11 protein-coding genes are annotated in these 15,309 nt (G+C 49.9%); 8 read left to right on the top strand and 3 right to left on the bottom strand.

All coding sequences use genetic code 11. The features are described from left to right. The first annotated feature begins 423 nt into the window (after nt 1-423). From ACHHZ7_RS18065 to ACHHZ7_RS18045, 5 genes are all read left to right on the top strand, one after another. Entirely contained in the window at nt 424-2,055 is a 1,632-nt protein-coding gene (locus tag ACHHZ7_RS18065; RefSeq protein WP_003826772.1) for a sensor histidine kinase, read from the top strand. After that, the gene (gene dcuR / locus ACHHZ7_RS18060) at nt 2,052-2,771 is read left to right on the top strand and encodes a two-component system response regulator DcuR (protein ID WP_008786975.1); all 720 of its coding nucleotides are present in this window, start codon (nt 2,052-2,054) and stop codon (nt 2,769-2,771) included. Before ACHHZ7_RS18065 ends, dcuR begins: the two co-directional genes overlap by 4 nt. Before the next feature lie 717 nt (nt 2,772-3,488). Further along, nucleotides 3,489-4,829 (top strand): anaerobic C4-dicarboxylate transporter DcuB, encoded by a 1,341-nt coding sequence (gene dcuB, locus ACHHZ7_RS18055; RefSeq protein ID WP_003031873.1) that lies wholly within the window; start codon nt 3,489-3,491, stop codon nt 4,827-4,829. A 96-nt stretch (nt 4,830-4,925) separates the two neighbouring features. Next, a complete protein-coding gene (gene fumA, locus ACHHZ7_RS18050) occupies nt 4,926-6,572 on the top strand; it encodes a class I fumarate hydratase FumA (RefSeq protein ID WP_008786974.1) in 1,647 nt (548 codons plus the stop codon). 147 nt (nt 6,573-6,719) lie between these two features. Then, nucleotides 6,720-7,343 carry a DUF2238 domain-containing protein gene (locus tag ACHHZ7_RS18045; protein WP_057068409.1) on the top strand — a complete coding sequence of 208 codons (624 nt, stop codon included), beginning with the start codon at nt 6,720-6,722 and terminating at the stop codon, nt 7,341-7,343. Between the two features lie 20 nt (nt 7,344-7,363). Here the strand turns inward: ACHHZ7_RS18045 and ACHHZ7_RS18040 are convergent, their stop codons facing one another. From ACHHZ7_RS18040 to melA, 3 genes are all read right to left on the bottom strand, one after another. Further along, a complete protein-coding gene (locus ACHHZ7_RS18040; protein ID WP_032942140.1) occupies nt 7,364-7,618 on the bottom strand; it encodes a SemiSWEET transporter in 255 nt (84 codons plus the stop codon). A gap of 2 nt (nt 7,619-7,620) precedes the next feature. After that, on the bottom strand, nt 7,621-9,051 hold the full coding sequence (gene melB / locus ACHHZ7_RS18035; RefSeq protein ID WP_060683115.1) for a melibiose:sodium transporter MelB: 1,431 nt from the start codon (nt 9,049-9,051) through the stop codon (nt 7,621-7,623). Nucleotides 9,052-9,143: 92 nt separating this feature from the next. Further along, nucleotides 9,144-10,499: an alpha-galactosidase gene (gene melA, locus ACHHZ7_RS18030; RefSeq protein ID WP_008786970.1), complete on the bottom strand. Its 1,356-nt coding sequence runs from the start codon at nt 10,497-10,499 to the stop codon at nt 9,144-9,146. Between the two features lie 269 nt (nt 10,500-10,768). On the opposite strand from melA, the gene melR reads away from it, so the two are divergent. The 3 genes from melR to ACHHZ7_RS18015 all read left to right on the top strand — a co-directional run bounded on the left by melR (nt 10,769) and on the right by ACHHZ7_RS18015 (nt 15,282). Further along, complete coding sequence (melR, locus tag ACHHZ7_RS18025; RefSeq protein ID WP_003826756.1) at nt 10,769-11,701, top strand: transcriptional regulator MelR; 933 nt, start codon at nt 10,769-10,771, stop codon at nt 11,699-11,701. Between the two features lie 237 nt (nt 11,702-11,938). Continuing rightward, complete coding sequence (gene adiA, locus ACHHZ7_RS18020) at nt 11,939-14,206, top strand: arginine decarboxylase (protein WP_020996085.1); 2,268 nt, start codon at nt 11,939-11,941, stop codon at nt 14,204-14,206. 314 nt (nt 14,207-14,520) lie between these two features. Next, nucleotides 14,521-15,282 (top strand): AraC family transcriptional regulator, encoded by a 762-nt coding sequence (locus ACHHZ7_RS18015; protein WP_008786968.1) that lies wholly within the window; start codon nt 14,521-14,523, stop codon nt 15,280-15,282. The last annotated feature ends 27 nt before the right edge of the window (nt 15,283-15,309 follow it).

Here is a 15,309-nt window from a genome sequence, read left to right as displayed (position 1 = left end):
TGGCGTATATTACGCTTTCCTCTTTCAGAGTCAACCCTCATTTTCAGGTTTTTCTCTTCAACCGAACCGGCTGTTTGTGTGAAGTGATTCACATCCGCCGTGTCGATGGAGGCGCATTATAGGGAGTTTCCTGCGGCCCGCAACCCTTAAATGACAGAAAAATGACTGACTGCTGCATTCCACAGCAAAACCCCGCCTTATACCCATTTACGCACAGAGTTATCCACAATCGTAAGGAAATTATCTGTAAGCGTCCCTAAAAAGGGAGAGAATCGGTATGAAAACCTCTATATAGAAAGAAATTCACTCTACGCTATATAAAGAAGAAGGACTGACAACTTAAGCGCCATAATCCCTACCACCTTTGAATTACGCACCCCATCAGGCAATAATACCCGCACAAACCGTGATTTCAGGACCGTGATGAGATACTCCCTGCAACGTACTGCTATACGTAAACGCCCGATGAAGCTTGGCACCACCGTGATCCTCATGGTTAGTGCAGTACTCTTCTCCGTGCTGCTTGTCGTTCATCTGATTTATTTCTCGCAGATCAGCAACATGACGCGCGATGCATTAGCGAGTAAAGCGCTTGCGGTCGCGCGAACGCTAGCCAACTCTCCGGAGATCCGCCAGGGACTAATGAAAAAGCCCGAGGAAAGCGGCATTCAGGCGATTGCCCAGGCGGTGAATAAGAGCAACGACTTTTTGTTTATCGTCGTCACTGATATGCAAAGCATTCGTTACTCTCATCCCGAAGCGCAGCGAATCGGTCAGCCATTTAAAGGTGATGACATATTGCTGGCCCTGCAGGGTAAAGAGAATGTCGCCATTAATCGCGGATTCCTGGCTAAAGCTCTACGTGTATTTACTCCTATCTATGACGAACATCACCGGCAGATTGGCGTCGTGTCGATCGGCCTTGAGCTAAGCCGGGTGACTGAGCAGATCAATAACAGCCGCGGCAGCATCATCTGGTCAATCTTATTTGGCGTACTGGTTGGACTGCTCGGTACATGGGTATTTGTCAAAGTCCTCAAGCGCATTCTGTTTGGCCTAGAGCCTTATGAAATCTCCAATCTGTTCGAACAACGCCAGGCGATGCTGCACTCTATAAAGGAAGGTGTTATTGCCGTTGACGAATGCGGTGAAGTGACCCTGATTAACCAGGCGGCGCAGGAGCTGCTGGATTATCACAAATCACAAGATGATGCCCAGCTCTCCACACTCAGCCATGCGTGGTCACAGGTGGTCGATTTTTCACAGGTACTACATGACGGAACGCCGCGCCGCGATGAAGAGATCATGGTGAAGGATCGGCTACTCTTAATTAACACGGTCCCGGTACTCAGCAACGGTAAAATCATCGGTGCCATTTCAACCTTCAGAGATAAGACTGAAGTCCGAAAACTAATGCAACGTCTGGATGGTATGGTCAACTATGCCGACGCACTTCGTGAACGATCCCACGAATTCATGAATAAATTGCACGTGATTCTGGGATTATTGCATCTGAAAAGTTATAAGCAGCTTGAAAATTACATCCTGAAGACCGCAAACAATTATCAGGAAGAAATTGGCTCACTGTTAGGAAAAATAAAATCACCGGTGATCGCAGGATTTTTACTCAGTAAGATTAATCGCACATCTGATTTAGGCCATAGTCTGGTCATTAGCAATGAAAGCCAGTTACCGGAAAATAGCAACGAAGATCAGGTGGCGGTACTGATTACCGTTCTGGGGAATCTGATTGAAAACGCCCTGGAGGCGCTAGGTCAAGAACCTGGTGGTGAGATCAGCGTATCCTTGCATTATCGACACGGCTGGTTGCATTGCGAAGTGAATGACGATGGTCCGGGGATTGCCCCCGAAAACATTGAGCACATCTTTGAGAAGGGCGTTTCGTCAAAAGGAACCGAACGGGGCGTTGGTTTAGCGCTTGTTAAACAACAGGTTGAAAACGTTGGCGGTAATATTTCCGTCGAGTCTGAACCAGGGATCTTCACCCAATTTTTTGTACAGTTACCGTGGAATGGTGAGAGGGCCAGCAGATGATCAATGTCTTAATTGTCGATGACGATGCAATGGTAGCGGAATTAAACCGCCGTTATGTCGCGCAACTCTCCGGTTTTCACTGCTGCGGCACAGCCTCCACGCTGGAGAAAGCAAAAGAGATAATCTTTCATAGCGGTCATCATATCGATCTGATTTTGCTAGATATTTATATGCAAAAAGAAAACGGTCTGGACCTGCTACCGGTTCTGCACAGCGAAGGTTGCAAGTGTGATGTCATCGTCATCTCTTCCGCCGCTGATGCCACCACCATCAAAGATTCACTTCACTACGGTGTTGTTGACTACCTGATCAAACCTTTCCAGGCTTCCCGGTTTGAAGAGGCGCTCACCGGCTGGCTGCACAAGAAAAATGAAATGGACAAGCATCAGTACTATGAACAGTCTGAGCTTGACCAGCTGATTCACGGCAGCTCTTCCAATGAACAGGAAGCACGGCGCTTACCTAAAGGGTTAACGCCACAAACGTTACGCACGCTGTGTCAGTGGATTGATGAGCACCAGGATCAGGAGTTCTCCACGGATGAGCTGGCCAACGAGGTCAATATCTCGCGCGTCTCTTGCCGTAAATACCTTATCTGGCTCGTCAATTGTCACATCTTATTTACCAGCATCCATTATGGCGTGACCGGCAGACCTGTTTATCGTTATCGTGTGCAGGCTGAACACTACTCATTGCTTAAACAATATTGCCAATAAATACACTTGGGATTATTTGTTATTTGAAAGTAACAATTATTAAAATAATGAAAAATCCCGATTTCACCAGCTGGCACTGTAAAATTATAAATTTGCGTTAGATCAAATATATTTGTATCCGGCATGTTAAATGTATTATTTTAATATTGACAACCATCACACTGTTTTTAATTTCAAAATCGCTAACAAAAGTTAATTAAGTATTATCTAACTCGCAGAGTGTGTATTTTTACCCATAAAGGATTAGTCTGAAATTAACCAGACATACAAAATCTAGACTGGTAGCAATGGAGACCATGCTACGTACCATGGACACCGTACATTTTTGTGAGCAAATAAAAGTATCCGCACGCCGACCTCATCACATTATGAGATGGCGTGACCGTGATCACATAAATAATCTACTCACCCATTCTGTCGGTGGTTCACGTAATAGCGGAAAACGCAAAACAGATAAATTACAGCGTCAACCGCAGCTTTCCATGCCCAGCTCTGCTTCCCATCGCCTGAGGATTCTCTCCTCTGATCAAAGCCACAGAAAAAAGCTAAATATTTCCATAAATTTGAAAAAACATTCTAGCAAGACATTTGAACATTAATCGCAAATACGGACATATCGAATACTGACCATTTTTTGATGCTTATTCTGGCAAAAAAGAATGTGGCACAGATCCATTTTTCAAAAAATTGACTGGGTTTTTCGCGAGGGTAAATAAAATGTTATTTAGTATACAACTTCTCATAATATTAATATGTTTGTTTTATGGTGCCAGAAAGGGCGGTATCGCGCTGGGTTTATTAGGCGGTATCGGCCTGGTCATTCTGGTTTTCGTTTTCCATCTCCAGCCGGGTAAACCACCTGTAGATGTAATGCTGGTTATTATTGCCGTGGTGGCCGCATCGGCAACCTTGCAAGCCTCCGGCGGCCTTGACGTTATGCTGCAAATCGCTGAAAAGCTGCTGCGCCGTAACCCAAAATACGTTTCCATCGTCGCACCTTTCGTTACCTGCACCCTGACGATTCTCTGCGGTACAGGGCACGTGGTATACACCATCCTGCCAATCATTTATGACGTTGCCATTAAGAACAATATTCGCCCGGAACGTCCGATGGCGGCGAGTTCTATCGGTGCACAGATGGGGATTATCGCCAGCCCGGTTTCTGTAGCCGTTGTGTCACTGGTGGCAATGCTGGGTAACGTAACGTTTGAAGGCAAGCATCTCGAATTCCTCGACCTGCTCAGCATCACCATCCCGTCTACCCTGTTGGGTATCCTGGCGATCGGTATCTTCAGCTGGTTCCGTGGTAAGGATCTGGATAAAGATGAAGAGTTCCAGAAGTTCATTTCCGTACCTGAAAACCATAACTATGTGTATGGCGATACCGCCACGCTGTTAGACAAAAAGCTGCCGAAAAGCAACTGGCTGGCCATGTGGATCTTCCTGGCCGCTATTGCCGTTGTTGCCGTGCTTGGCGCGTTCTCTGAGCTGCGTCCTACCTTTAGCGGCAAACCGCTGTCAATGGTGCTGGTTATCCAGATGTTCATGCTGCTGACCGGTGCGCTGATTATTATTCTGACGAAGACCAATCCCGCTTCAATATCTAAAAACGAAGTCTTCCGTTCCGGTATGATCGCGATTGTGGCGGTGTACGGAATTGCCTGGATGGCCGAAACAATGTTCGGCGCGCACATGACAGAAATCGAAGGTGTGCTGGGCAATATGGTGAAAGAGTATCCGTGGGCCTATGCAATTGTTCTGCTGCTGGTATCCAAATTTGTAAACTCCCAGGCAGCGGCGCTGGCAGCGATTGTTCCGGTCGCGCTGGCAATCGGGGTTGATCCCGCGTACATCGTGGCTTCTGCTCCGGCATGTTACGGTTACTACATTCTGCCGACCTACCCGAGCGATCTGGCTGCAATCCAGTTTGACCGTTCCGGCACCACCCACATCGGCCGCTTCGTTATCAACCACAGCTTCATTCTGCCTGGCTTGATCGGCGTAAGCGTATCCTGTGTCTTTGGTTGGATCTTCGCCGCAATGTACGGTTTCCTGTAATCACAGTTCGCGTGCCGTCCACGTTGGTACGGCACGCCACCATGAAGACACAGAGAATTTTAAAATTCCTGAGAAAAATGAAAAGGCTGGAAGCAAATGTCAAAAGTTGAATTCACTTACCAGGCGGCTTTCCCACTGGGGGAAGACAAAACTGAGTACTACCTGCTGACATCCGATCACGTCAGCGTCGGCGAGTTTGAAGGCGAAACAATCCTGAAAGTAGCCCCTGAAGCACTTACGCTACTGGCCCAGCAAGCCTTCCACGATGCCTCCTTCATGCTCCGCCCAGAACACCAACAGCAAGTCGCCTCAATTCTCCATGATCCCGAAGCCAGCGAAAACGATAAGTACGTGGCGCTGCAGTTCCTGAGAAACTCCGAAATCGCCGCCAAAGGCGTGTTGCCAACCTGCCAGGACACCGGTACGGCAATCATCATGGGGAAAAAAGGTCAGCGTGTTTGGACCGGCGGCGGCGATGAAGCGGCGCTCTCCAAAGGCGTATTTAATACCTATATCGAAGATAACCTGCGCTACTCGCAAAACGCGGCGCTGGATATGTACAAAGAAGTAAATACCGGCACCAACCTGCCCGCACAGATCGATCTGTACAGCGTGGACGGTGACGAATACAAATTCCTGTGCGTGGCCAAAGGCGGCGGCTCAGCCAACAAAACCTATCTGTATCAGGAAACCAAAGCGCTGCTGACTCCCGGCAAACTGAAAAACTTCCTGGTTGAGAAAATGCGCACGCTGGGTACCGCAGCTTGCCCGCCGTATCACATCGCATTCGTTATTGGTGGTACGTCAGCGGAAAGCACCCTCAAAACGGTGAAGCTGGCCAGCACACACTACTATGACGCGCTACCGACTGAAGGCAATGCTCACGGTCAGGCGTTCCGCGATCTGCAACTGGAACAAGAACTGCTGGAAGAAGCGCAGAAACTCGGCCTTGGTGCTCAGTTCGGCGGGAAATACTTCGCACATGATATCCGCGTGATCCGCCTGCCTCGCCACGGCGCGTCCTGCCCGGTTGGTATGGGCGTTTCTTGCTCTGCAGACCGTAACATCAAGGCCAAGATCAACCGCGAAGGGATCTGGATTGAAAAACTGGAACATAACCCAGGTCAGTACATTCCGGAATCTCTGCGCCAGGCGGGCGAAGGCGAAGTGGTTAAAGTTGACCTTAACCGCCCAATGAAAGAGATCCTCGCCCAGCTCTCTCAGTACCCGGTTTCTACTCGTCTGTCACTGAGCGGTACTATCATTGTTGGTCGTGACATTGCCCACGCGAAGTTAAAAGAACGTATTGAGTCCGGCGAAGGTCTGCCGCAGTACGTGAAAGATCATCCGATCTACTACGCGGGTCCGGCCAAAACCCCTGCAGGCTACCCGTCCGGTTCTTTAGGTCCAACCACCGCGGGTCGTATGGACTCCTACGTTGACCTGTTGCAGTCTCACGGCGGCAGCATGATCATGCTGGCAAAAGGTAACCGTAGCCAGCAGGTGACTGACGCCTGCCACAAACACGGCGGCTTCTACTTAGGCAGCATCGGTGGACCGGCAGCGGTACTGGCGCAGCAGAGCATTAAGCATCTGGAATGCGTGGAATACCCGGAGCTGGGTATGGAAGCTATCTGGAAAATCGAAGTAGAAGATTTCCCGGCTTTCATTCTGGTCGATGACAAAGGCAACGATTTCTTCCAGCAAATCGTCAGCAAACAATGCGCTAACTGCGCGAAGTAACCCATTCGGCCCGGCACTGGACTGGCACTAAATTTTTGGCGTCAGTCCAGCGATCCCCCCGGGCCAACTTTATCCCCCCATTTACTGGTATTGAATTTTTGCCGTTCACAGGGAATAGTGATCTTTTCCATTACGTGTGAATTCGCAATGCTCCGCACTCTGAACCCCACAATCTTGCGCACCGGTGCATTGATCCTGGCGCTGATTCTTATCTACACCGGTATCTCTGCCTCGGAGAAAATCACCTGGCTGATGGAAGTCACGCCAGTCATTATTGTCGTCCCGCTGTTACTGGCAACCATGAAGCAGTACCCATTGACGCCGCTGCTTTATACGTTGATTTTCTTGCACGCCATCATTCTGATGGTAGGCGGGATGTATACCTACGCCAAAGTCCCCGTCGGTTTTCAGGTTCAGGAATGGCTGGATCTCAGTCGAAACCCCTATGACAAGCTGGGCCACTTCTTCCAGGGGCTGGTACCAGCCCTGACGGCAAGAGAGATTTTAGTGCGCGGCAATATTGTCCGTGGTCGTAAGATGCTGGCATTTTTGGTCTGCTGCGTAGCACTGGCGATTAGCGCAATGTATGAACTGATCGAATGGTGGGCTGCGCTGGCAATGGGGCAAGGTGCGGATGACTTCCTTGGCACGCAGGGTGACCCGTGGGATACCCAGTCGGACATGTTCTGCGCCCTGCTCGGTGCGTTAACAACGGTCCTCGCACTGGCGGGCTGGCACAATCGGCAATTGAAAATGGCCGGAGAGCGCTAACGCTTCTCCGGCAATCTACATTACCTACTGCGATACTTGATAACCAGAATCGGCAAGGCGAACAACAGTGTCAGAAAGTTCGCCATGCTGACGGCAGTATCTTCAATCAATAATCCGTAAATCAGCCACAAAACCAGCCCGCACACAAACATCACATACATCAAACCGGAGATACCTTGCGTGTTGCGGGTGGTAATAACCTTAATGGCTTGCGGTAAGAAAGAGAGCGTCGTCAGGCTGGCCGCCAAATATCCAATCAACGAATGCCATTCCATCGCTACGCCTTCACATCGCCTGGAGCCACTACCGCAATAGCCGGGATATCCGGTTGCTCATAGTGCTGCGGCACCTTGCGATACTTATCCAGTAAATGGATCTGGATCCTGCGCAGGGTGTCGCCATTCAGTCGATAAAAGCGGAAATACAGGACTAAGGTCACCACAAAAAAGAGTGCGGGTAGCGCTATCATAATAAACTGCATGCCAACGATGGTTTCGGCAGACTGCGCGACATTTGGCGCGTAATTAATCACCCCGAGTATCAACGCGATAAAGAAAGCGGCAAATGCTGACCCACCTTTTACCACCATTGTCTGCACCGAATAAGCGATACTTTCACAACGAACATTAAGTTTGTATTCGCCGTAATCAACGGTATCTGCCACCATAATGACCTGCAACACCCAGAAAAGCGCCGAACCAATATTCAGTAAAACACCCGCTATAACAATCAGTAAGATATTATGGAAATCTGCCAGCGCCATCACCAGTAGTACGCTACAGCTAAGCACCGGCAACACCGATGCCCCAGCCCACAAGATCCGTCGTGACAAAGCGTTTACCAGCCGAGGAAAGAAAATCAACGTCAACAGGTTTGCCGCACCTGCGTAAGACATGTAGTACGGGAAGAGACTTGCATCGCCAATGACGTAGGTAAAATAGTAAATGGCAAAGCCAGCAATGATATTGGATGCAATATTGTAAGCCAGTGCCATACCTAACAGGCAGGATAGCTGGTCATTTTTATAGATAAGCCCAACGATCGCTTTCAACCCAAGACGACTGCTGTCTGCCGTGGCCTCACTGTCTGACGAATAAACCTCATGCACATTCCGTAGCGTCACAACGGTGGAAACGATAAAGAACGCGATGAGAATTAGCGTAAACATCTGAAAACCAAAACCACGATCGGCTCCGCCAACATAGCTCACAAAAGGCAGCGTCACGCCTGCGGTAACAAACCCAGAAAGGCTGGCGAAGAAACGGGGGTACGGCACCAGTTGTTCACGCTCGCGTTTATCCAGCGTAATAGTTGGCACCAGTGACCAGAATGGAATATCCATAATGGTGTAGGTCATTCCCCATAATATATACGTCACGCAAACAAATACGACCTGCGCAGTACCCTCAAAAAGATGTGCGCTAAAAAGCAAAAACAGCACCAATGAGTTCGCCAGCGTACCGAGTAAAATCCAGGGTTTAAATTTTCCCCAGCGCGATCGGGTGGCGTTCACAATCCAGCCCATGATGGGATCGTTTACCGCATCCCAAATCCTTGCCGCCAGGAACAACGTTCCGACCAGCCCCACCGATAATCCCACCACGTCGGTGTAGTAATACATCAGGTACATGTACACAATACCGATGGCGAAATCCTTACCAAACGCTCCAAATCCATAACTGAGTTTTGTTGTCAGAGATATGCTCATAGGGTATCGGGTCGCTGTTACCAGCGCCCGCCTTCTGTAAGAGGAAACGTCAGAGGTTAAACGCCGGATACAATGCCCGGCGTGATTGTGTATTAACGGTGCAGCCAGGCCGGCAGCCAGTCGCCGTGAGACGCGATCAGGTCGTCCACCAGCGCATAAATCTCTTCAATCCCCAGTACCGCGGCGGTATGCGGATCCATCATTGCCGCGTGATAAACGCGATCGCGATTCTCCGTCAGGATGGCTTCCGTTAGCAGGGTCTGAACATTGATATTGGTTTGCATCATGGCCGCCAAATGTGACGGGAGAGTCCCGACTTTCGTTGGCTGAATACCATTTGCATCGACCAGACAAGCGACTTCAACGCAGCAGCCTTGCGGCAGGTTATCGATCAGATTGTCATTGCGAACGTTGCCATACACGACGCTCGGTTCACCGGTCCAGATAGCGTTCATGATAGTGCTGGCATATTCGCGCGACGGTTTAATGTCGATCCGCTCAGCCGTTTTGTACTCTTCCAGCTCTTTTTTCCAGTTCGCCAACTGTTCCACACAACGTTTCGGATATTCATCCAATGGCACCTTATAGCGCTCAATCAGATCTTCACGCCCCGGTTTGATAAACCACGGCGTATATTCAGCGAAGTGCTCCGACGATTCGGTGACGAAATACCCCAATTTTTTGAACATTTCATAGCGCACAATGTTCTGGCAACGGGTATTTCCGTGAATATTTGGTTTCGGCGCCTGACCGGATTCATAGGCCGCCAGCAGCTCCGGGTAGAGATTCACATAGGCACCGTCCGCCGTTTTGCGCTCCAGCTCCAGATAAAACGCCATATGGTTGATCCCGGCACTGCGATAGCGCAAAGAAGCAGGGTCGATGTTCAGATCGCGGGCCAACTCCTCCGCCGTCCCCTGCACCGAATGACACAACCCAACCTGCTTAATATGCGGATAGCGCGCATACATTGCCCAGGTGTTCATTGCCATCGGGTTAACGTAGTTAAGCATTGTGGCCTGCGGACAGACTTCGGTCATATCCTCACAAATCTGCCATAAATGCGGGATGGTGCGCAGCGCACGCATAATGCCGCCCGGCCCCAGCGTGTCGGCAATCGTCTGCTCCAGACCATGGCGTTTACACACCGTAAAATCGGTAACGGTACAGGGTTCATAGCCGCCGATCTGGAAAGCGACCACCACAAAATCGGCATCCTGTAATGCCGCTTTTTGATCGGTATAGCAGGTGATTCGTCCAGACGCGCCCGCAGAATCCATCAACTTGCGCACAACAACGTGTGATTCTTCCAGACGCGTAGGATCGAGATCCATCAAGGCGATATGCGCAGATTTAAGCGCATCGCGGTGAAAGACGTCCCCAAGAATATTTTTGACGAAAATCGTGGAACCGGCGCCGATAAAGGTAATTTTGGGTGCAGACATCATGACTCTCCAGAACATTAGTGAACACAGTCATGGTGGCACAGCGCATAGATGAAAACCTCCGACTTCCCTGCTGAGCATTCCCATAAACTCAGATCATCACTCTGCGCCCTATTGGATCTGAGTTTATGGGACAAAATCACCCAAAAAGCAGAGTATGCGGCCGCAAAATGTCGCTATGCTCAATGGTAACGGTCCAATTTGTGTCCTGATTCTCAGCCTTAATACGTGTTAAATGACATGATTCTGATAATTCAGGAAATGGAGCAACCATGAGTACATTACCGACATCGCCTCTCCCTCCCGATCCGCACATGTGCAGTAGCGATGAAGAACAAACCCGCAGCCCGCTATCGCTGTACTCAGAATATCAACGGATGGATATCGAGTTGCGCTCACCGCATGCTATGCCTGCCAGCCACTGGCATGGGCAGGTGGAGATCAATGTTCCGTTTGATGGTGACGTCGAGTACCTTATCAACAACGAAGTCGTGCAGATAAAACAGGGACACATCACGCTATTCTGGGCCTGTACACCGCATCAGCTCACGCGTCCGGGCAGCTGCCAAAGTATGGCTATCTTCAATTTACCGATGCACCTTTTCCTCTCCTGGCCGCTGGATCGCGAGCTGATCAACCATGTTACCCATGGAATGGTCATCAAATCGCTGGCGTCGCAGCAGTTGAGCACCTTTGAGGTTCAGCGCTGGCAACAGGAACTGAGCAACCCGAACGAACAAATTCGCCAGCTCGCCATTGATGAAATTGGTCTGATGCTCAAGCGGTTTAGCCTTTCCGGCTGGCAGCCTATCCTGGTCAATAAAACCTCGCGGACCCACAAAAACAGCGTGTCGCGGCACGCCCAGTTTTACGTCAGCCAAATGCTGAGCTTTATTGCCGACAACTACGATCAGGCGCTCACCATCAACGACGTCGCGGAACACGTGAAGCTCAACGCCAACTACGCGATGGGGATTTTCCAACGCGTAATGCAACTCACCCTGAAGCAGTACATCACGGCAATGCGGATTAATCACGTCCGCGCATTGCTTAGCGATACCGATAAAACCATTCTCGACGTTGCGTTGACCGCCGGATTCCGATCCAGCAGCCGTTTTTATGACACCTTCAGCAAGTTTGTCGGCATGTCGCCGCAGCAGTACCGCAAACTAAGCCAGCAGCATCGGCAAACAATCGCTGGTTGATATCATTCGGCAATATCAGTATCAGCCAAAAAAATATTCCCCCTGTCGATAAACGGCGGTGAAAAACCGCCAACAAGCAAACATAACCTACTGTTTAAAAACAAATTAAACACAAATCAGACTATTTTTCACCCGCTTTACAGCCCATTTTGACAGGATAATACTTGCCTGCGTCACATTCATACGGTGTGTCTGCAATTCATAGATTGCAACCTTTCCACAACCGGGTAAAAGATGATGAAAGTATTAATTGTTGAAAGTGAGTTTCTGCATCAGGACACCTGGGTCGGTAGCGCTGTCGAACGTCTGGCTGACGCATTAAGCCGCCAAAATGTTACCGTCATTAAGTCCACCTCATTCGACGATGGTTACGCAATCCTCGCCGCCAATGAAGCCATTGATTGCCTGATGTTCAGCTATCAAATGGAACAACAAGACGAGCACCTGAACGTCAGGCAATTGATCGGCAAGCTCCACGAGCGCCAGCAAAACGTTCCCGTTTTCCTGCTGGGCGATCGCGAAAAAGCCACCGCATCGCTGGATCGCGACCTGCTGGAGCTTGTCGATGAATTCGCCTGGATTCTGGAAGATACCGCAGACTTTATCGCCGGTCGCGCCGTTGCGGCGATGACCCGCTACCGCCAACAACTTCTGCCACCGCTGTTCAGCGCGCTGATGAAGTACGGCGACATCCATGAATACTCCTGGGCAGCTCCGGGTCACCAGGGCGGCGTCGGATTCACCAAAACGCCGGCCGGTCGTTTCTACCATGATTACTATGGTGAAAACTTATTCCGTAGCGACATGGGTATTGAACGCGCATCGCTCGGCTCGCTGCTGGATCATACCGGCGCGTTTGGCGAGAGCGAAAAATATGCCGCCCGCGTGTTTGGCGCTGACCGCTCCTGGTCCGTAGTGGTCGGGACTTCCGGCTCTAACCGCACCATCATGCAGGCTTGTATGACCGATGATGACGTCGTGGTGCTGGATCGTAACTGCCATAAATCCATCGAGCAGGGGCTTATCCTCACCGGGGCAAAACCGGTGTACATGGTGCCAAGCCGCAACCGGTACGGCATTATCGGGCCTATCTACCCGCAGGAAATGCAGCCTGAAACATTGCAGAAAAAGATCAGCGAAAGCCCGCTGACCAAAGGTAAAGCCGGGCAAAAACCGTCTTACAGCGTTGTGACCAACTGTACCTACGACGGTGTTTGCTACAACGCCAAAGAGGCCCAGGACCTGCTCGCGCAAACCAGCGATCGCATCCACTTCGATGAGGCCTGGTACGGCTATGCTCGCTTCAACCCAATTTACGCCGATCACTACGCCATGCGTGGCGCGCCGGGCGATCATAACGGTCCTACCGTTTTTGCCACCCACTCGACCCACAAACTGCTGAATGCGCTTTCTCAGGCATCTTACATTCACGTTCGTGAAGGTCGTGGGGCCGTGAACTTCTCCCGCTTTAACCAGGCGTACATGATGCACGCCACTACCTCTCCGCTGTATGCCATCTGCGCCTCAAACGACGTGGCGGTTTCCATGATGGACGGTAACAGCGGCCTGTCGCTCACCCAGGAAGTGATCGACGAAGCGGTCGATTTCCGTCAGGCCATGGCGCGGTTGTACAAAGAATTCACCGCCGAAGGCGACTGGTTCTTCAAACCGTGGAACAAAGAGATTGTGACCGATCCGCAGACCGGCAAAACCTATGACTTTGCCGATGCGCCAACCCAACTCCTGACCACCGACCAGAACTGCTGGGTAATGCGCCCGGGTGAATCCTGGCACGGATTTAAAGACCTGCCGGATAACTGGAGCATGCTGGACCCGATCAAAGTCAGCATTCTGGCTCCGGGGATGGGCGACGATGGTGAACTGGAAGAGAACGGCGTACCGGCTGCACTGGTCACCGCCTGGCTTGGCCGTCACGGCATCGTGCCGACCCGTACCACCGACTTCCAGATTATGTTCCTGTTCTCCATGGGGATTACCCGCGGGAAATGGGGCACACTGATCAACACGTTGTGCTCTTTCAAACACCATTACGATGCCAATACCCCGCTGGCACAGGTGATGCCAGAACTGGTTGAGGAACATCCAGACACTTACGCCAACATGGGCATTCACGATCTGGGCGACACCATGTTCGCCTGGCTGAAAGAGAACAACCCTGGCGCACGTCTTAACGCGGCCTACTCCGGCCTGCCTGTTGCTGAAATCACCCCGCGTGAAGCCTATAACGCGATAGTCAGCGATAACGTTGAGATGGTGGCCATTGAAAATCTGCCGGGTCGTATAGCCGCGAATTCCGTTATTCCTTACCCACCAGGAATTCCGATGCTGCTGTCCGGGGAAAACTTTGGCGACGCCAATAGCCCGCAGATTAGTTATCTACGTTCGTTGCAGTCCTGGGACCACCACTTCCCTGGATTTGAACATGAAACCGAAGGAACGGAAATTATTGACGGTGTGTACCACGTTATGTGCGTGAAAGCATAATGTCGTTTTATAGATAGTCCGATGTTTAAGGTAGACATGTCATGCTTGAGTAATTCCTGAGTATTGCTGCAAAACAATAACATTGTCATACCTTTTTGCGCGGGACCACCCCGCGCTTTTTTTATACGCAAATAGCGCCTTTCCACTTGCGTACAAAAATGTGTACATAAGAAAAATCCCGCCAAACATTGTAATTAATTTCAGACACGTTATTTTATTGCAGTCCTGGTTTCATCATACAATTTCAATTTAGCCGATTTGGCTCATCTGATGTTGAGCTACGGTGTTTTATGTTCATATTCCTGGAGTTGGGTATGAGGCTTTGCAGCAAAGAAGCTTGTGTTGTTGTATTAACGGAGAAGGATGTTTGGTTAAGGATTAACGGTAAAGAAGCCATCAGTTTAAAAGCTAATCATATGGCACTGGTGGCATGCGATAATAATATTATCGATTTCTCATCACTTAATAACGCATTGGTCGTACATATCAGCCGCGATATCATTAAAGATTATCTGCGCTTTTTAAATAAAGACCTTTCACAGATCCCACTCTGGCAACGCAGTGCCAGCCCAGTGATGACCGCCGCGTGTCTGACGCCGGATGTCTTCAGGGTGGCAGCCCAACACAGCGTAATGGACACAGTGAACGAAGCTGAAAGAGAGCGTACGCGCTCGCTACTGTTCACGGTGTTATCACGCTTTCTCGACAGCAAAAAGTTTATTTCTTTGCTCATGTATATGCTGCGCAACTGTATCAGCGATAGCGTTTATCACATTATTGAGAGCGATATACATAAAGACTGGAATTTAAGCATGGTTGCCAGTTGCTTATGCCTGAGTCCCAGTTTGTTAAAGAAAAAGCTCAAAAGTGAAAATACAAGTTACAGCCAAATAATTACCACATGTCGCATGCGATATGCCGTCAATCAATTACTGATGGACGGCAAAAACATTTCTCAGGTCTCTCAACTGTGTGGATATAACAGTACCTCATACTTTATCTCCGTATTCAAAGAGTTCTATGGGATGACGCCTCTGCATTATGTGAGTCAACATAGGGAGCCATCCGCCGCCTGATTTTTAATCAGTTAGCAATAAGCCATA

The sequence above is a fragment of the Citrobacter freundii complex sp. 2024EL-00216 genome, from assembly GCF_043945515.1.
Taxonomy (GTDB): Bacteria; Pseudomonadota; Gammaproteobacteria; order Enterobacterales; family Enterobacteriaceae; genus Citrobacter; species Citrobacter portucalensis.
The sequence above is the reverse complement of the archived record's forward strand: the minus strand, read 5'-3'. Positions and strand labels throughout refer to the sequence as shown.

Excerpts from the sequence above, each read along its gene's own strand:
- melR (WP_003826756.1), top strand. The coding sequence starts at position 10,769 with ATGAGTACATTACCGACATCGCCTCTCCCTCCCGATCCGCACATGTGC.
- adiA (WP_020996085.1), top strand. The coding sequence starts at position 11,939 with ATGAAAGTATTAATTGTTGAAAGTGAGTTTCTGCATCAGGACACCTGG.
- melA (WP_008786970.1), bottom strand. The coding sequence starts at position 10,499 with ATGATGTCTGCACCCAAAATTACCTTTATCGGCGCCGGTTCCACGATT.
- ACHHZ7_RS18065 (WP_003826772.1), top strand. The coding sequence starts at position 424 with ATGAGATACTCCCTGCAACGTACTGCTATACGTAAACGCCCGATGAAG.
- ACHHZ7_RS18040 (WP_032942140.1), bottom strand. The coding sequence starts at position 7,618 with ATGGAATGGCATTCGTTGATTGGATATTTGGCGGCCAGCCTGACGACG.
- dcuB (WP_003031873.1), top strand. The coding sequence starts at position 3,489 with ATGTTATTTAGTATACAACTTCTCATAATATTAATATGTTTGTTTTAT.
- dcuR (WP_008786975.1), top strand. The coding sequence starts at position 2,052 with ATGATCAATGTCTTAATTGTCGATGACGATGCAATGGTAGCGGAATTA.
- melB (WP_060683115.1), bottom strand. The coding sequence starts at position 9,051 with ATGAGCATATCTCTGACAACAAAACTCAGTTATGGATTTGGAGCGTTT.
- ACHHZ7_RS18015 (WP_008786968.1), top strand. The coding sequence starts at position 14,521 with ATGAGGCTTTGCAGCAAAGAAGCTTGTGTTGTTGTATTAACGGAGAAG.
- ACHHZ7_RS18045 (WP_057068409.1), top strand. The coding sequence starts at position 6,720 with ATGCTCCGCACTCTGAACCCCACAATCTTGCGCACCGGTGCATTGATC.
- fumA (WP_008786974.1), top strand. The coding sequence starts at position 4,926 with ATGTCAAAAGTTGAATTCACTTACCAGGCGGCTTTCCCACTGGGGGAA.